At 56.9% G+C, this 16255-nt stretch carries 16 protein-coding genes; 10 read left to right on the top strand and 6 right to left on the bottom strand.

Annotated features, from left to right (window positions below):
• Nucleotides 1-16: 16 nt before the first annotated feature.
• The gene (gene dcp / locus MUU47_RS10955) at nt 17-2062 is read left to right on the top strand and encodes a peptidyl-dipeptidase Dcp (protein ID WP_258988234.1); all 2046 of its coding nucleotides are present in this window, start codon (nt 17-19) and stop codon (nt 2060-2062) included.
• Nucleotides 2063-2456: 394 nt separating this feature from the next.
• Here the strand turns inward: dcp and mgtS are convergent, their stop codons facing one another.
• The gene (gene mgtS, locus MUU47_RS10950) at nt 2457-2552 is read right to left on the bottom strand and encodes a protein MgtS (protein ID WP_258988233.1); all 96 of its coding nucleotides are present in this window, start codon (nt 2550-2552) and stop codon (nt 2457-2459) included.
• A gap of 112 nt (nt 2553-2664) precedes the next feature.
• Entirely contained in the window at nt 2665-3657 is a 993-nt protein-coding gene (gene ftrA / locus MUU47_RS10945) for a transcriptional regulator FtrA (protein WP_258988232.1), read from the bottom strand.
• Between the two features lie 82 nt (nt 3658-3739).
• Here ftrA and MUU47_RS10940 point away from each other — a divergent pair, with 82 nt between their 5' ends.
• The 7 genes from MUU47_RS10940 (at nt 3740) to urtE (ending at nt 11230) form a co-directional block, all read left to right on the top strand.
• Nucleotides 3740-4135, top strand: coding sequence for a rhodanese-like domain-containing protein (locus MUU47_RS10940; protein WP_258988230.1), 396 nt, complete (start codon nt 3740-3742; stop codon nt 4133-4135).
• A 146-nt stretch (nt 4136-4281) separates the two neighbouring features.
• Nucleotides 4282-5385 (top strand): cobalamin-independent methionine synthase II family protein, encoded by a 1104-nt coding sequence (locus MUU47_RS10935; protein WP_258988229.1) that lies wholly within the window; start codon nt 4282-4284, stop codon nt 5383-5385.
• A gap of 332 nt (nt 5386-5717) precedes the next feature.
• A complete protein-coding gene (gene urtA, locus MUU47_RS10930; protein ID WP_258988228.1) occupies nt 5718-6989 on the top strand; it encodes an urea ABC transporter substrate-binding protein in 1272 nt (423 codons plus the stop codon).
• Nucleotides 6990-7086: 97 nt separating this feature from the next.
• Complete coding sequence (urtB, locus tag MUU47_RS10925) at nt 7087-8652, top strand: urea ABC transporter permease subunit UrtB (RefSeq protein ID WP_258988227.1); 1566 nt, start codon at nt 7087-7089, stop codon at nt 8650-8652.
• Nucleotides 8652-9725, top strand: a complete 1074-nt coding sequence (gene urtC / locus MUU47_RS10920; RefSeq protein ID WP_258988226.1) for an urea ABC transporter permease subunit UrtC — start codon at nt 8652-8654, stop codon at nt 9723-9725. The genes urtB and urtC overlap by 1 nt, the downstream gene beginning before the upstream one ends.
• A complete protein-coding gene (gene urtD / locus MUU47_RS10915; protein ID WP_110508254.1) occupies nt 9725-10522 on the top strand; it encodes an urea ABC transporter ATP-binding protein UrtD in 798 nt (265 codons plus the stop codon). Before urtC ends, urtD begins: the two co-directional genes overlap by 1 nt.
• A gap of 9 nt (nt 10523-10531) precedes the next feature.
• A complete protein-coding gene (urtE, locus tag MUU47_RS10910) occupies nt 10532-11230 on the top strand; it encodes an urea ABC transporter ATP-binding subunit UrtE (RefSeq protein ID WP_258988225.1) in 699 nt (232 codons plus the stop codon).
• Nucleotides 11231-11321: 91 nt separating this feature from the next.
• Here the strand turns inward: urtE and MUU47_RS10905 are convergent, their stop codons facing one another.
• Nucleotides 11322-12221, bottom strand: coding sequence for an SDR family oxidoreductase (locus MUU47_RS10905; protein WP_258988224.1), 900 nt, complete (start codon nt 12219-12221; stop codon nt 11322-11324).
• Between the two features lie 98 nt (nt 12222-12319).
• On the opposite strand from MUU47_RS10905, the gene MUU47_RS10900 reads away from it, so the two are divergent.
• Complete coding sequence (locus tag MUU47_RS10900) at nt 12320-13156, top strand: helix-turn-helix transcriptional regulator (RefSeq protein WP_258988223.1); 837 nt, start codon at nt 12320-12322, stop codon at nt 13154-13156.
• Nucleotides 13157-13163: 7 nt separating this feature from the next.
• Here MUU47_RS10900 and ydeE read toward each other — a convergent pair whose 3' ends face one another.
• Nucleotides 13164-14357 (bottom strand): efflux MFS transporter YdeE, encoded by a 1194-nt coding sequence (gene ydeE / locus MUU47_RS10895; protein ID WP_258988222.1) that lies wholly within the window; start codon nt 14355-14357, stop codon nt 13164-13166.
• 194 nt (nt 14358-14551) lie between these two features.
• On the opposite strand from ydeE, the gene eamA reads away from it, so the two are divergent.
• The gene (gene eamA, locus MUU47_RS10890; RefSeq protein WP_258988221.1) at nt 14552-15451 is read left to right on the top strand and encodes an O-acetylserine/cysteine exporter; all 900 of its coding nucleotides are present in this window, start codon (nt 14552-14554) and stop codon (nt 15449-15451) included.
• A gap of 40 nt (nt 15452-15491) precedes the next feature.
• On the opposite strand, the gene marB is transcribed toward eamA, so the two are convergent.
• Nucleotides 15492-15710: a multiple antibiotic resistance protein MarB gene (marB, locus tag MUU47_RS10885; protein WP_258988220.1), complete on the bottom strand. Its 219-nt coding sequence runs from the start codon at nt 15708-15710 to the stop codon at nt 15492-15494.
• Nucleotides 15711-15873: 163 nt separating this feature from the next.
• Nucleotides 15874-16248 carry an MDR efflux pump AcrAB transcriptional activator MarA gene (marA, locus tag MUU47_RS10880; protein ID WP_125354491.1) on the bottom strand — a complete coding sequence of 125 codons (375 nt, stop codon included), beginning with the start codon at nt 16246-16248 and terminating at the stop codon, nt 15874-15876.
• Between the last annotated feature and the right edge of the window lie 7 nt (nt 16249-16255).

The following is a 16255-nucleotide window of genomic DNA, read 5'->3' as shown; positions in this document are numbered from 1 at the left end:
TTTTCAGGAGTCCGTGATGAGCAGTGATAACCCGTTTTTAAGCGTCAGCCTGTTACCTTATCAGGCCCCACGTTTTGATGCGATTGAGGACGATCATTACCGTCCTGCGTTCGATGCAGGCCTGCGCCAAAAGCGCGAAGAAATTGCGGCGATTGCCGAAAACCCCGCACCCGCAACGTTCGACAACACCTTCGTGGCGCTGGAGAAAAGCGGCGAGCTGCTGGGCCGCGTCACGTCCATATTTTTTGCCATGACCGCCGCCCACACCAACGACACGCTCCAGCGTCTCGACGAGCAGTTTTCTGCGGAACTGGCAGAATTATCCAACGATGTGTATCTCAACGAGGCGCTGTTCGCCCGGGTCGACGCCCTCTGGCAGCAGCGGGAAACGCTGGGCCTGGATGCGGAATCGCGGCGGTTAGTCGAGGTTATCCACCAGCAATTTATTCTGGCGGGGGCGAAGCTTGCGCCTGCGCAGAAAGCCGAGCTGCGCACGCTAAACACCGAAGCCGCGACGCTCAGCACCCAGTTTCACCAGCGGCTGCTGGCCGCCGCCAAATCCGGTGGGCTTGTGCTGGATTACCAGCATCAGCTGGATGGCCTCAGCCCGGAAGACATCACCGCTGCCGCCAGCGCGGCCCGTGATAAAGGGCTCAACGATCGCTGGCTTCTGCCCTTGCTGAACAGCACCCAACAGCCTGCGCTGGCGCAGCTTCGTGACCGACAAACCCGTAAAAACCTGTTCGATGCAGGCTGGTTACGCAATGAAAAAGGCGACGGGAACGACACCCGGGCGCTGATTTTACGCCTGGCCACCGTGCGTGCTAAACAAGCGACGCTGCTGGGCTATCGCGATTACGCGAGCTGGAGCATGGCTGACCAGATGGCGAAAACGCCGGAAGCCGCATTCACCTTTATGCGTCAGATTGCACCTGCTGCCCGGGCGCGCGCCGAACGTGAACTGGCCGATATTCAGCACGTGATAGATGAGCAGCAGGGTGGTTTTCAGGCGCAGGCCTGGGACTGGAATTATTATGCCGAGCAGGTGCGACTGGCGCGGTACGATCTTGACGAAGCGCAAATCAAACCGTATCTGGAACTGAACAACGTGCTGACCGACGGCGTGTTCTGGACCGCCTCGCAGCTGTTTGGCATCCGCTTTGTCGAGCGTTTCGATATCCCGGTTTACCACCCGGATGTCCGCGTCTGGGAAATTTTTGACGCCAATGGTGTAGGTCTGGCGCTGTTCTACGGTGATTTCTTTGCCCGTGATTCAAAAGGCGGTGGCGCGTGGATGGATAACTACGTGCAGCAGTCGACGCTGCTCGGACAGCGTCCGGTGATTTATAACGTCTGCAACTATCAGAAGCCGACGGCGGGCAACCCGGCGCTGCTGAGCTGGGACGATGTGGTGACGCTGTTCCACGAGTTCGGCCACACGCTGCACGGGCTGTTCGCCGTCCAGCGTTATCCGAGCCTGTCCGGCACGCGCACGCCGCGCGATTTTGTCGAGTTCCCGTCGCAAATTAATGAGCACTGGGCTCGCCATCCGCAGGTATTTGCTCGCTTTGCACGTCATTATCAGAGCGGAGAACCGATGCCGGAAACGCTGCGCGACAGCATGATGCGCGCCGCGACGTTCAATAAAGGTTATGACATGACCGAATTGGTCAGCTCCGCGCTGCTGGATATGAACTGGCATACGCAGACGCCGGAAACGCTGCCGTCCGATGTAGATGTGTTTGAACAGCAGGTCATTGGCAGGGAAAACCTCGATGTGGCCGCTGTGCCACCGCGCTATCGCAGCAGCTATTTTGCGCATATTTTTGGCGGCGGCTACGCGGCGGGATATTACGCTTATATCTGGACGCAAATGTTGGCTGATGACGGCTACCAGTGGTTTGTCGAAGAGGGCGGCCTGACGCGTGAAAATGGTCAGCGATTCCGCGAAGCCATTTTATCACGCGGCAACAGCAGTGATTTGGAAGCGTTATACCGCGACTGGCGTGGTCACGACCCACTGCCGGAACCGATGCTCAAAAATCGCGGGTTAAGCGAATAATTGAGCCTGGTGGCGCTACGCTGACCAGGCCTACAAATATAAATGGAGGCCCGGTAAGCGTAGTGCCACCGGGCATGTTTCAGAATGCCTGTTAATTGTTATGCTTCAGCATTATCTGATGCCTTATTTATACAGTTCTTAAAAATAATGCCCGCCTCGTTTAGACTTCATTGACGTTTAGAATGGTAGCCTGAGGGCATGAGGCAAATAAGGCAAGGACACGCCGGATTTGCCGAATAATCAAAACACAGATCTATCCATGCAAGCATTTACCGCCACATCGTGGGCGGTTTTTTTTGTCTTTCATTTTTTTCCGCCCGAATGAATACCAACAAAAAGCCCCTTGTGCGAAAAGCAACAAGGGGCCGTTAAGGGTCGGGACTGTCAGTGTTCATTAGTCATCCCATTTATGGCTGAAATACGCAGCAAGAAAACCGGAGAATACGATGGTTCCCAAAACTGCCATAAAGACATGCATATTTCCCAGCATGATTAACCTCCGTTAATGTTAAAAGCGTACGATAAAATCCTCACTTACCTTAATTAGCCGCGATGAACAGAGAATACCGGAGTTAATCTAAACGAATCGTTAATTACGTGAATTATTTAGCCACTTGCGTAAATTTTTTGCGAAATGCTTGTGGGCTGAGGGCGAAACGTTGCTGAAAATGATGGCGCAGGGCGCTGGTGGTGCCAAAGCCGTTATTCGCGGCAATATGTTCAATGCTGAGTCGGCTGTCGGTTAAGGCCTGTTGCACACGCTGTAGCCGTTCATTGAGCAACCAGCGAGCGGGCGTCACACCGGTGGCGTCCTGAAAACGGCGCAGCAATGTGCGCGGACTCATCCCGACGCGGTGGGCCAGCGATTCCAAAGTATGCGGTTCGGTAAGATGCGCGTGAAGCCAGTCAAACAGCTGCCCGAGGCGTTCGCTTTCCCGGCTGCGCGCCACCGGGCGCTTGAGCTGCTGGGTCTGGCTGCCGTCGCGATGTGGCTGGACGACTAAGCGCCGTGCAACGCTGTTGGCGGCATCCAGCCCATAATCACTGCGCACTACGTGCAGGCATAAATCAATTCCCGCCGCACTGCCTGCCGAGGTCATGAGGCCATTATCGCCGACGTACAGCACATTTTCCATCACCTGAATGGCGGGAAAACGCCGCTGGAGTTCATCGGTATAACGCCAGTGGGTGGTGGCCTGACGTCCGTTCAACAGGCCGCTGGCCGCGAGAACAAACACCCCTGAACAAATCGACATTAGCCGACAGCCACGCTGATGCGCCTGGCGCAATGCCTCACATAATGCCTGCGGCACCGGAGCGTCCATGCCGCGCCAGCCGGGGATCACGATGGTGTTCGCCTGTTCCAGAAGCTCAAAGCCACCATCGGCCACAATGCGGATCCCTCCCGTCGCACGCAGTTGGCCGTCGTCCACCGACGCGACCGCAAAGCGATACCAGTTTTCGCCCAGCTCCGGGCGTGGCAGACCAAAAATCTCGACGGCGACGCCAAATTCAAAGGTGCACAGGCCGTCGTAGGCGAGGGCCACGACCAGCGGGCGGGAAGCGGTTGTCATTATCCTGGCGATTTCTGTCATGTCGGCGGGCGGTGCGTGTCCTGAATTTTTGATGAGATAAGAGGTAACACGACACCCGTCGACACAACAAGAAGGAAATACCATGAGTTATGTCACTGAGATCCCCGCGGCAAGCCCGCAGGACGCCATTGCCCATTTTCAGCGCCGTCTGAGCGTGGAAACTGACTGCGATGATGTGCATTCGGTTATAGAAAGCGGCGAAGTGGATTTTGTGCTGCTGCACGTTGTCGGTTCGCCTGAGGCGTTCGCCCGCCGCCATTTGCCGGGCGCGCTGCATCTTCCGCATCGTTATCTCACCGAAGCGCGTTTGCGCGAGTGGCCACCGGAAACGTTGTTTGTGGTCTATTGCGCAGGGCCACACTGCAACGGTGCAGACAGGGCGGCGCTGAAGCTCGCCCAGCTTGGCAGACCGGTAAAAATCATGATTGGCGGCCTCACCGGTTGGGCAGATGAAGGCCTGGCATTTGCCTCAACATGAATTTTTTTCACGGGTGATGAATTTATCTCGTTTGCCTGCGCCTCTCCCGCATGGCAAGTTGAGGGTATATAGCCATCCAGAAGTCTAAATGTTGATTTCGCAATTATCACGTCAGGCAATCAGTTGCCTGACGACGAGGAGAGACCATGTCACGTCACACCGCGCCATACCGCGCCGATATCGTCGGCAGTTTTTTACGTCCGGACAGCATTAAACACGCCCGCCAGCAGTTTGCCGAAGGCGCTATCGATGCGCAGACGCTGCGTGCGGTGGAAGATGAAGCGATCCTCCAGGTAGTTCAGCACCAGTGTGACTGCGGCCTGAACGTGGTGACCGACGGTGAGTTTCGCCGCGCGTGGTGGCACTTTGACTTCTTCGACGGTTTACAGGGCGTTGAGCGTTACGACTCTGACAAAGGCATTCAGTTTAACGGGGTGCAAACCAAAGCCCACGGCGTGCGCGTGATTGGCAAGCTCGGTTTCGGCTCGCACCCGATGCTCAATGATTTCCGCTACCTGAAAAGCATCAGCGGCGACGCACAGCCAAAAATGACTATCCCAAGCCCGAGCGTGCTGCATTTCCGCGGCGGTCGCAAAGATATCGATGCCACGGTTTATCCCGATCTGGCCGATTACTTTGACGATTTAGCCACCACCTGGCGCGACGCGATCCGCGCATTTTATGACGCAGGCTGCCGCTATTTGCAGCTCGATGACACCGTCTGGGCGTATCTCTGTTCCGATGAACAGCGCCAGCAGGTGCGTGAGCGCGGCGACAATCCGGATGAGCTGGCTAAAATCTACGCCCGGGTGTTGAACAAAGCGCTGGAAGGTAAGCCGGACGATTTGACCATCGGACTGCACGTCTGTCGTGGGAATTTCCGCTCAACGTGGATTTCTTCTGGCGGCTACGAGCCGGTGGCGCAAGTGCTGTTCGGCAGCGTTAACGTCGACGCATTCTTCCTTGAATATGATAACGACCGTTCCGGTGACTTCGCGCCGCTGCGCTTTGTCCGTCCGGGCCATCAGCAGGTGGTACTGGGTCTGATCACCACTAAAAACGGTGAGCTGGAAAACCCGGAAGGGGTGAAAGCGCGTCTGGCAGAAGCAGCGCAGTACGTTGCGAAAGCGCAGATATGTCTCAGCCCGCAGTGCGGTTTTGCCTCCACCGAAGAGGGCAACAGCCTGACCGAAGCCCAGCAGTGGCAGAAAGTCCGTCTGGTGACGGAGATAGCCGCCGACGTCTGGTAAGCCGTAACTAACAGGGCAGCGCTGCACCGCAATGGCGCAATGCTGCCCCTGAATCGAACGTTCCACATATCCTTCGCCCTGTAGGATACCTCTTTGTTGGCTACGCTCACTCGCCCGAATCACGACTTTAGTCAGTTCATCGGGGCTCATTCTCTTATCGCCTCTATGTAACTCGAATGGCATAGGGCGTTTATCTGCAACAAAAGTTGCAATTCCCCCGTTCACACGCCTGTTTTTCGTACTTTTTTCCACGTTGGCATCTTTCTTGCCTGACTCCTGACGACTACACCGATGTTTTTAATCCTTGTTGCTGTCTCTTTCAGGAGTGAATCATGCGCCGTCGAACTTTGCTTAAAGCTTTTGCTCTCTCCGCCTCCACGATTGCTCTCGGTTTTAGCGTCAGCGTGTATGCTGCTGACACCATCAAAGTGGGAATTATGCATTCGCTGTCCGGAACGATGGCGATTTCCGAAACGCCGTTGAAGGACGTGGCGTTGATGACCATCGACGAGATCAACGCCAAGGGTGGCGTACTCGGTAAAAAGCTTGAACCGGTGGTGGTTGACCCGGCGTCAAACTGGCCGCTGTTTGCTGAAAAGGCGCGTCAGCTGCTGACTCAGGACAAAGTGGCGGCGGTGTTCGGCTGCTGGACCTCTGTTTCGCGAAAATCGGTGCTGCCGGTATTCGAGGAGCTGAACGGGCTGCTGTTCTATCCGGTGCAGTATGAGGGTGAAGAAATGTCGCCAAACGTGTTCTACACCGGGGCTGCGCCGAATCAGCAGGCGATCCCGGCGGTGGAATATCTGATGAGTGAAGATGGCGGCGAGGCCAAACGCTTCTTCCTGCTCGGCACCGACTACGTCTATCCGCGCACCACCAACAAAATTCTGCGCGCGTTCCTGCATTCGAAAGGCGTGCAGGATAAAGATATCGAAGAGGTTTACACCCCGTTTGGCTACAGCGATTACCAGACCATCGTCGCCAATATCAAAAAATTCTCCGCGGGCGGGAAAACGGCAGTGGTGTCGACTATCAACGGCGATTCCAACGTCCCGTTCTACAAAGAGCTGGCTAACCAGGGCGTGAAAGCGACCGACGTGCCGGTGGTGGCGTTCTCGGTCGGTGAAGAAGAACTGCGCGGGATAGATACCAAACCGCTGGTTGGCAATCTCGCGGCATGGAACTACTTCGAGTCCGTCGATAACCCGACTAACCAGCGCTTCGTCGCGGATTACCGCGCGTATGCCAAAGCCCACAACCTGCCGAATGCGGGCACGGTGGTGACCAACGATCCAATGGAAGCGACCTACGTCGGCATTCACATGTGGGCGCAGGCGGTGGAAAAAGCGGGCACCACCGACGTGGACAAAGTCCGTGCGGCAATGGCCGGACAAACCTTCAAAGCGCCGTCGGGCTTTACGCTGACGATGGACGCCACCAACCATCACCTGCATAAGCCAGTAATGATTGGCGAAATCGAAAGCAACGGCCAGTTTAACGTGGTCTGGCAGACCGATAAGCCGGTACGCGCGCAGCCTTGGAGCCCATACATTCCGGGAAATGACAAGAAGCCAGACCAGCCAATGAAAATGGCCAGCAACTGAGTCGCATTTTTTCCCTCATCCTGGCCTCCTCTCCCACGGGGGAGAGGGCCAGGGAGAGAGCATCAGACGGCACGATATTCACAAAAAGGAGTCTTTGATGAAACCAGTACGCTGGCTGCTGTTTGTAGCCTCGCTGCTACCGTGTTTCGCTCACGCAGGAGACGCGGATGATTTTGTGGCCGCCAACCGCAGCCAGCAATCGGCCATGCTTGAAAAATGGGCGGTCGATCCGCAGCCGCAGCGACTGCCGCTGTTGCAGGCGCTCAGCGCCGAAAGCCTGCGAAGTGACGCCGCGCATCATGCCTTTAGCGTTGAAAGTGGCAAACCGCTGGCCTTAGACGCCAACGCCCAGCCGCAAGGCGACCTCAAACCCGTTCGTCTGACCAACCGTCTGCGCAATCTGGTGGCCGGCGCACTCGCCACGCACCAACTGGTAAGTGACAATGTCACTAAAAGACTTGCCGCAGCGAAAACCCTGCAACGCGATGCCGGGCCAGAAGTGGTCCCGATGCTGGAAAAACGCCTGAAGGTGGAAACCGACGATAGCGTGAAGCAACAGCTTGAACTCGCGCTGGCTAATTTACAGCTCAACAGCCCGGATGCCGCCGTGCGCAAACAGGCGATGACCCTGCTCGGACATTCGGCCGACCCGGAAACGCAGGCGCGACTGCAACCTTATACCGATGCCCAACATGAACCCGACGCCACGGTGCGCGCCGCCGCAGCGGAAAGCCTGAAGCAGATCCAGCAGCGTTTGTTCTGGGGCGATATTCTCGGGCAGGCGTTTATGGGCATTTCGCTCGGCTCGATCCTGCTGCTCGCGGCGCTGGGGCTGGCGATAACCTACGGCCTGCTTGGCGTGATTAACATGGCGCACGGCGAAATGCTGATGCTCGGTGCGTACAGCACCTGGCTGGTACAACAGGCGCTAAGCCAGTTTGCGCCGCAGTGGCTGGCGTTTTATCCGCTGCTGGCGCTGCCGGTGGCGTTCTGCATCACCGGCGGGATTGGCATGTTGCTGGAGCGGACGATTATCCGCCATCTGTACGGTCGCCCGCTGGAAACGCTGCTGGCGACGTGGGGCATCAGCCTGATGCTTATCCAGTTGGTGCGAATGCTGTTTGGCCCGCAGAACCTCGAAGTCTCTAACCCGGGCTGGCTGTCGGGCGGCATTCAGGTACTACCGAATCTCATTCTGCCATGGAACCGGATTGTGGTTATCGGCTTTGTGATGCTGGTGCTGTTTTTCACCTGGCTCATTCTCAACAAAACGCGGCTCGGCTTACGCGTGCGGGCGGTAACGCAAAACCGTGCGATGGCGGCCTGCTGCGGCGTGCCGACTGGGCGCGTGGATATGCTGGCGTTTGGCCTCGGTTCCGGCATTGCCGGGCTTGGCGGCGTGGCGCTATCTCAGTTGGGTAACGTCGGGCCGGAACTCGGTCAGGGCTACATTATTGACTCGTTCCTGGTGGTGGTACTCGGCGGTGTCGGTCAGCTGGCGGGCAGCGTGGCTGCGGCATTTGGCCTGGGGATCTTCAACAAAATTCTGGAGCCGCAAATGGGCGCGGTGCTCGGCAAAATTCTGATTCTGGTGCTGATCATTCTGTTTATTCAGAAGCGTCCGCAGGGGCTGTTTGCGCTGAAAGGGAGGGTCATTGACTGATGAGCCAGCCATTAACCTTAACACTTGCCCGTCGGGCGCCGCGTCCGCTGCGCTGGATTGGCGGCCTGGCGGTGCTGGTGCTGTTGAGTATGCCATTTCTGGCGCTGCTTCCGGCCAGCCATCCGCTGGCCATTTCGACCTGGACCCTGACCCTGGTCGGCAAAATTCTCTGCTACGCGGTTGTGGCGGTGGCGCTCGATTTGGTCTGGGGCTACGCCGGAATGCTGTCGCTGGGGCACGGGCTGTTCTTTGCCCTCGGCGGCTATGCGATGGGTATGTACCTGATGCGTCAGGCGGCGGGCGACGGACTCCCGGCGTTTATGTCCTTTTTATCGTGGAACGAGCTGCCGTGGTTCTGGTGGGGAACGCAACATTTTGCGTGGGCAATGCTGCTGGTGATGCTGGTCCCGGGTCTGCTGGCGCTGGTGTTCGGCTGGTTTGCCTTCCGATCCAAAATCAAAGGAGTGTATTTCTCGATAATGACTCAGGCGCTGACCTACGCCGGGATGCTGCTGTTCTTTCGTAATGAAACCGGTTTTGGCGGCAACAACGGGTTTACCGGCTTCACCACTATTCTTGGTTTTCCGGTGAGCGCCACCGGCACGCGCGCCGCGTTGTTTCTGGCGACGGTCCTGCTGCTTCTTGCCTCGCTGGCGGTGGGCTTCGCGCTGGCACGCAGCAAATTTGGCCGCGTTCTGACGGCGGTACGTGATGCGGAAAACAGGCTGATGTTCTGCGGCTACGATCCGCGCGGTTTCAAACTGCTGGTGTGGACGCTTTCCGCCGTGCTGTGCGGCCTGGCGGGGGCGTTGTATGTGCCGCAGGTCGGCATTATTAACCCTGGAGAAATGTCGCCGACCAACTCAATTGAAGCGGCGATTTGGGTCGCACTCGGCGGGCGCGGCACGTTGATTGGACCCATCCTCGGCGCCGGGCTGGTGAACGGCGCGAAAAGCCTGTTCACGGTGGCGATGCCGGAATACTGGCAGCTGTTTCTTGGCCTGATTTTCATCGTGGTGACGCTGTTCCTGCCGCGAGGCGTGATAGGCCTGCTGCGCAAAGGAGACAAATAATGCAACCCGATGAAGGACTATTTACCCGTCAGCTGCCCGGGGATCGCTTTCGCGAACAAACGGATCCGGTTTTGCAGCTCGAGAACATCAACGTCAATTTCGACGGCTTCCAGGCGTTAACCAATTTGTCGCTGCAAATTGGCGTGGGTGAATTGCGCTGCGTGATTGGCCCTAACGGCGCAGGAAAAACCACGCTGATGGACGTGATCACCGGCAAAACCCGGCCACAAAGCGGCAGGGCGATTTACGATCAATCGATAGATTTAACCACGCTGGATTCAATCGCCATCGCTCGCCAGGGTATTGGACGTAAATTCCAGAAGCCGACGGTGTTTGAAGCGCTGAGCGTGGCGGAAAACCTCGAGCTGGCGATGAAGGGCGATAAATCGGTGTGGGCCAGTTTGCGGGCGAAACTTTCTGGCGAACAGCAGGACCGCATCGACGAGGTGTTGCAGCTGCTGCGCCTGGAAGGCGAACGCGCCCGGCGCGCGGGGCTGCTGTCTCATGGACAAAAGCAGTTTCTCGAAATCGGCATGCTGTTGGTGCAGGAGCCACATTTGCTGTTGCTTGATGAACCCGCGGCGGGCATGACCGATGCTGAAACGGAATACACCGCCGAGCTGTTTCGTACGCTGTCGGGCCGCCATTCGCTGATGGTGGTGGAACATGATATGGGGTTTGTCGAGACCATCGCCGACCGCGTGACCGTCCTGCATCAGGGCCAGGTTCTGGCGGAAGGGTCGCTACGTGACGTTCAGGCCAACGAGCAGGTGATTGAAGTCTATCTGGGGCGCTAAGGAGGTCGAATGTTACAGGTTCAGGAACTGCATCAATATTACAGCGGTAGCCATATTCTGCGCGGCGTGAGCTTCACTGCGCAGCCGGGTGAAATCACCTGTTTACTGGGGCGCAACGGCGCCGGGAAAACCACATTACTGAAATGCCTGATGGGGCTGATTCCGGCCCGCAGCGGCAGTGTGACCTGGCAAAATCAGGCCATCATGCAGCGTAAACCGCACCAGCGGGTGCAGGCGGGTATGGCGTATGTGCCGCAGGGGCGCGAAATATTCCCCCGGCTGACTGTCGAAGAAAACTTGCTGCTCGGCATGTCGCGGTTTTCTGCCCGCGAAGCGCGTGAGGTGCCAGACGAAATTTATCAGCTGTTCCCGGTGCTGCGGGCGATGAAACAGCGGCGGGGCGGTGACCTCTCCGGCGGCCAACAGCAGCAGCTGGCGATTGGCCGGGCGCTGGCGAGTCGCCCGCAGTTGCTGATCCTCGATGAGCCGACCGAAGGCATTCAGCCATCGGTGATTAAAGAGATTGGCGAGGTGATTCGCCAGCTGGCGCGCCGGGGCGATATGGCGATTCTGCTGGTGGAACAGTTTTATGATTTCGCCGCAGACCTGGCAGACCAGTATCTGGTGATGTCGCGTGGCACTATTGTGCAGCAAGGGCGTGGTGAAAATATGGAAGCCGACGGCGTACGCGGTATGGTTACGATTTGAGTGGCCAACGCCAGGCCCGGTCCACGGGGATAATATTCGAATGTAGGCCCGGTAAGCGTACGCGCCACCGGGCAAACTCGAAGCTATAACGTTATTTCGCGAACACCGAATAATCCATATCACGCAAATCGTCTAACAATCCTGGGCCTTGCGGCTGCCAGTTTAGCTGCAGGCGCGTCCATTCTCCGCTGGCGCGAAGATCATGGGTGGCGAATAGCGCGAACCAGCCAAAATGTGCTTCTGCCTGTTCTGCTTTCAGTGACACGCAAGGCACGCCTAATCCTTCCGCAACCACTTCCGCAATCTGGCGGGCGGAAATGCTTTCTTCCGCAACCGCGTGATAGCGTTTGCCGCTTTCGCCTTGCTCCAGCACGTTCACATACAGACGGGCGACGTCATCGACGTGCGCAGCACACCAGCCATTTTCGCCCTCGCCAATATACGCAGCCATGCCCTTTTGCTGGGCGAGAGGGGTGTAATAACTCAGCAGCCCCTGACGTTCGGTATTATGCACCTGTGGCAGACGCACCACGCGCACGTCAACGCCCGCTGCCAGCTGGATGTTGCCTTCCAGTTCAGACGCTCTACGCGGATTTGGATTGGCCGGGTTGAAGAAATCTTCACGCGCCGGTTGGCCGCTATCGTCGTCACCCATGGCGGTGCCGGAGGTAATAATCAGTGGGCGAGAGGTGCCTTTTAACACCGAGCCAATGGCGGCGATCACCCGGCGGTCTTTTTCGCAGTTCGCGGCGAACTGGCTGAAATCATGATCGAAGGCGGTGTGGATCACCGCGTCGCAGTTTTCGATTCCTGAGAGCCAGCTTTGCGGGTCTTCCAGCGTGCCGCGCTGGGGCGTGGCGCCCGCGTCAGATAATTTACGCGCTGCCTCTTCCGAACGCACCAGACCGGTCACCTGATGACCGCCTGCCAGAAGATTAGACACCACTCGAGAGCCAATAAAACCCGTCGCACCGGTAACAAAAATACGCATAGCCTGTCTCCTGAATGAATTTCAGCGACAGCGTATGTCGTCGTCGATTACTATTAAAGTAGTGACATTATCAGGGTATAAACACTAACAGGTTAATTATGACGCTACTTTCCGATAATCCTTTGGGTGATTTCCTGCGCGCCCGCCGCCTGCGACTCGATCCGGCGTCGTTCGGGTTCATGCCCGGTCGCCGCCGTACGCCGGGCCTGCGGCGTGAAGAGGTGGCGCAGCTCGCCAGCATCAGCCCGACCTGGTACACCTGGCTTGAACAGGGACGCGGTGGAGCACCGTCGCGAGAAGTACTGAACCGCATTGCAGGAGGGCTACGTCTGACTGCACCGGAACGTCACCACCTGTTTATTCTGGCCTTCGGCCATCCGCCAGAAAACCGCCTTAGCGCTTCGGACTCCATGACGCCGCGCCTGCAACGGGTTCTGGACAGTTTCAGTATTCCGGCGATTATCAAAACCGCAACCTGGGATGTTCTGGCGTGGAACCGTCCGGCGACTGTCGTCCTGAAGGATTATGGTCAACTCCCGCCGGAACAGCGCAATATTTTGCGTCTGCTGTTTACCGATCCGCAAGCCCGGAAAATGCAGGAAGACTGGGACGGCGTGGCACGGCTGATCGTCAATGCGTTTCGGGCAGATGCCGCGCGCTCTGGTGCGTCGGAAGAAATTGATCGTCTGGTGGCGGAGCTGTCCGCGCAAAGTGAGGATTTCGCCCGCTACTGGGGTAATAACGATGTGGCCGGACACGGCGAAGGCCTTAAACGTCTGCTTCACCCGCAGCTGGGTCCCATTGCGCTGGAGTTTTCAACCTTCGCGGTGGAAGGGCGGCCGGAGTTGACAATGATGGTGTTCAATCCGGCCAATGACGAGAGTCGGGCAATCATTCAGCGCTGGATTGCGGCGAGCACAATCGGCGCTGAATAATGCTGTATCAGGCCGTTTTCAACGCGCCGTCCCAGGTTTTTACGCGCATACCGCGCAGGACCATCAGCCATGCCAGCACAATCACCAGCATCATGATGGCAAACAGCGTCCAGGCCGGTAACGAGGTGAGAATGAGCCCGGTCAGCATCGGGTTGGCGGCCGCTCCCAGCCAGCCCAGCGCCTGTGCGGAAAAATAGCTCGCCTTCATGCCCGGCGGGGCGATGTTATCAATCAGCATGTATTCGCCCGGCGCATAAATGATTTCACCGAGAGTAAACACCGCCGCGGCGACACCCCAGTAAATCAAATTTTCGCCCGAGAACATAAAGCCACCCAGTCCCAGCAGGAAGCAAAGCGTGCCGATAGCCATCAGCGGGCGAATGTTATGCGCGGTGATTTTACGCCCGACAATGTATTGCAGGCTGACCACCACTACCGCGTTGACCGGCAGCACCACCGACACCACTTTTTGCGCAAAATCCGCGTTATCGGCAATTGTCAGCACGTACTGCGAAATGCAGGTCGCAAACGAGCCGCCGACGTACGACGCCAGCAGGCCGGAGAGGGTAAACCAGAATAGCGCCTTGTCCTTCAGCAGCACCGACGGCTGCCACACAGTGGCGACTTTCTCTTCATCGCTTTGTGCGCCACGCTGCACGTAAAGCTGAATCAGCACCAGCGGGAAGGCGGCGCAGATGGCGGCCAGCCAGAACGGTAATTGCAGGCTGTACATCACAAGCCAGGTCCCAATCGGCGGGCCGACGGTCCAGCCCATATTCAGAAAGCTGTAATTGAGCGAGAAGATTCGGGCCTTGTCGCTCACGCTCAGCGCGTCGGCAAACCAGGCTTTTAATACCGTCGAAAAAACCGAATAGGCGCAGTTGATCAGCGCAAAGAAAAACACCACCAGGGCGACGCTGTGCACCAGTGGAATAGCCACAAATCCGGCGATAAAGGCCACAATGGCGACAATCATGTAGCGTTTTTTATCGAACTTGTCCGCCAGAATGCCAAAGCCAAGGCTGAAAATCACCCCGACGGTGAGGGCCAGCGTCAGAGCATAGCCGATGGCCTCGACGCTCATGCCGTACTGGCGCGTCAGGTAGATGGTCATAAACGGCAGCGTGGCGCCGCGGCCGATGGTTAACAGCAACGACGACGCCAGCAACGCTGAGGTTGAACGTTTTATTGAGGATTTCATGGTTTAGCCCGACAAATTGCTTATGTTATTATTTTGTGTGTTATCACAATTATCACGGCATCCGGGGGCTTGTACAGATCCCAATTTATCCCTAAGTGCCTTGACCACCTGCTAAAAATAATGAGCTGTTCCTCGCGCTCGTTTTTCGATACGTTGATTCTGTTTACAAAAAATTAATATTTCAGGGGCGGGTTATGACGCGGAAAGATGGGCTGTTAGCGCTGTTGGTGGTCGTCGTCTGGGGACTTAATTTTGTGGTTATTAAGGTCGGACTGCACAATATGCCTCCGCTGATGCTGGCGGGCCTGCGTTTTATGCTGGTCGCGTTTCCGGCCATTTTCTTTGTCGCCCGCCCGAAAATTCCGCTCTCTTTGCTGCTTGGCTACGGGCTGACCATCAGCTTCGGTCAGTTTGCCTTCCTGTTCAGTGCGATTAAATGGGGTATGCCTGCGGGGCTTGCGTCGCTGGTACTGCAGGCGCAGGCCTTCTTCACCATTATTCTGGGCGCGTTTGTGTTTGGCGAACGTTTGCAGGGTAAACAGCTGGCGGGGATAACCCTGGCGGTATTTGGCGTGCTGGTGCTGATTGAAGCGAGTCTGAACGGGCAGCACGTCGCACTGCTCGGATTCTTCCTGACGCTGGCGGCAGCGCTGTGCTGGGCCTGTGGCAATATCTTCAATAAGAAAATCATGCAGCACGCTTCGCGTCCGCCGGTAATGTCGCTGGTGGTGTGGAGTGCGCTGATCCCCATTCTGCCATTTTTGCTGGCGTCGTATCTGTTGGATGGCTCAACGGCGATGGTGCAAAGCCTGGTGAATATTGACCTGACCACCATTCTGTCGCTGGTGTATCTGGCGTTTATCGCGACGATTGTCGGCTACGGAATTTGGGGCTCGCTGCTGGGGCGGTATGAAACCTGGCGCGTGGCGCCGCTTTCGCTGTTGGTGCCGGTGGTGGGCATTGCCAGTGCAGCGTTGCTGCTCGATGAAACGCTCTCGGCATTACAGATGATGGGGACGGGGCTGATCATGGCCGGGTTGTACATCAACGTTTTTGGCGTGCGATTGCGCCGGGCGAAAGTCATGCAGGGATAAGGCGGGAAGAAAAAAGCCCCGCAAATGCGGGGCAAAAGAGTTACTGGGAGTTTCCGTTATAGTATGGCACGCCCAGTTCGTCGGATTTGTCACTGCCGGAGCCCATGTGGTTGAAGTCAAACGGCGACCGATCCTGTGCTGAAGGCATAAGCATCGTGTCATGGGCCGCATTACTTGCCGGGTTAGTGGATTGCTCCGCAAAACTCTGGCCGGAGACCAGCACCAACAAGGTGAGGGCGGCGGAGGCGAACAGTTTCATTTTTTTCCTCGATACGTCTTGTGCAGGCGATTAACAACTCTATCCGTCATACTTCAAGCTGCATGTGCGTTGGCAGCGCCTGTTCACCCCAGTCACTTACCTGAGTAAGCTCCTGGGATTCGCAGGCTTGCCGCCTTCCTGCAACTCGAATTATTTTGGCTATTCAGTGATTGAGTGGCATCAGATAACGCGACTCGCCGGGCATATTGGTGATGCGATACTTGTGCGGCGGCACGTCAAAATAGTTCTTAAAGGTACGCGTCAGCGTCTGCTGGGATTCAAAGCCATAGCGCTCGGCCAGATACAGGATCGGCTCATTGCTCTCTTTCAGCTTCTGTGCGATTTCAGTCAGCTTACGGCTTCTAATATATTGACCCAGTGAATGCCCGGTTTCTTTCTTGAACATTCGTTGCAGGTGCCATTTGGAGTAACCGGAACGTTCCGACACTTTCTCAAGTGACAACGGTGATTCCAGATTGCTCTCGATCCAGTCCAAAATGCTATGAATAGTGATAGCGTCAGTGTTACGTCTGGACATCGCGACT

This window comes from Scandinavium hiltneri (assembly GCF_024764835.1).
Taxonomy (GTDB): Bacteria; Pseudomonadota; Gammaproteobacteria; order Enterobacterales; family Enterobacteriaceae; genus Scandinavium; species Scandinavium hiltneri.
Note: the sequence above shows the minus strand (reverse complement) of the source record. Positions and strands in the feature narration are given on the sequence as shown.

What these genes read in the sequence shown, in the direction of transcription:
- urtA (WP_258988228.1), top strand. Translation starts at nt 5,718, where the DNA reads ATGCGCCGTCGAACTTTGCTTAAAGCTTTTGCTCTCTCCGCCTCCACG.
- marB (WP_258988220.1), bottom strand. Translation starts at nt 15,710, where the DNA reads ATGAAACTGTTCGCCTCCGCCGCCCTCACCTTGTTGGTGCTGGTCTCC.
- urtD (WP_110508254.1), top strand. Translation starts at nt 9,725, where the DNA reads ATGCAACCCGATGAAGGACTATTTACCCGTCAGCTGCCCGGGGATCGC.
- marA (WP_125354491.1), bottom strand. Translation starts at nt 16,248, where the DNA reads ATGTCCAGACGTAACACTGACGCTATCACTATTCATAGCATTTTGGAC.
- urtC (WP_258988226.1), top strand. Translation starts at nt 8,652, where the DNA reads ATGAGCCAGCCATTAACCTTAACACTTGCCCGTCGGGCGCCGCGTCCG.
- mgtS (WP_258988233.1), bottom strand. Translation starts at nt 2,552, where the DNA reads ATGCTGGGAAATATGCATGTCTTTATGGCAGTTTTGGGAACCATCGTA.
- urtE (WP_258988225.1), top strand. Translation starts at nt 10,532, where the DNA reads ATGTTACAGGTTCAGGAACTGCATCAATATTACAGCGGTAGCCATATT.
- ydeE (WP_258988222.1), bottom strand. Translation starts at nt 14,357, where the DNA reads ATGAAATCCTCAATAAAACGTTCAACCTCAGCGTTGCTGGCGTCGTCG.
- eamA (WP_258988221.1), top strand. Translation starts at nt 14,552, where the DNA reads ATGACGCGGAAAGATGGGCTGTTAGCGCTGTTGGTGGTCGTCGTCTGG.
- MUU47_RS10935 (WP_258988229.1), top strand. Translation starts at nt 4,282, where the DNA reads ATGTCACGTCACACCGCGCCATACCGCGCCGATATCGTCGGCAGTTTT.
- MUU47_RS10940 (WP_258988230.1), top strand. Translation starts at nt 3,740, where the DNA reads ATGAGTTATGTCACTGAGATCCCCGCGGCAAGCCCGCAGGACGCCATT.
- urtB (WP_258988227.1), top strand. Translation starts at nt 7,087, where the DNA reads ATGAAACCAGTACGCTGGCTGCTGTTTGTAGCCTCGCTGCTACCGTGT.
- dcp (WP_258988234.1), top strand. Translation starts at nt 17, where the DNA reads ATGAGCAGTGATAACCCGTTTTTAAGCGTCAGCCTGTTACCTTATCAG.
- MUU47_RS10900 (WP_258988223.1), top strand. Translation starts at nt 12,320, where the DNA reads ATGACGCTACTTTCCGATAATCCTTTGGGTGATTTCCTGCGCGCCCGC.
- MUU47_RS10905 (WP_258988224.1), bottom strand. Translation starts at nt 12,221, where the DNA reads ATGCGTATTTTTGTTACCGGTGCGACGGGTTTTATTGGCTCTCGAGTG.
- ftrA (WP_258988232.1), bottom strand. Translation starts at nt 3,657, where the DNA reads ATGACAGAAATCGCCAGGATAATGACAACCGCTTCCCGCCCGCTGGTC.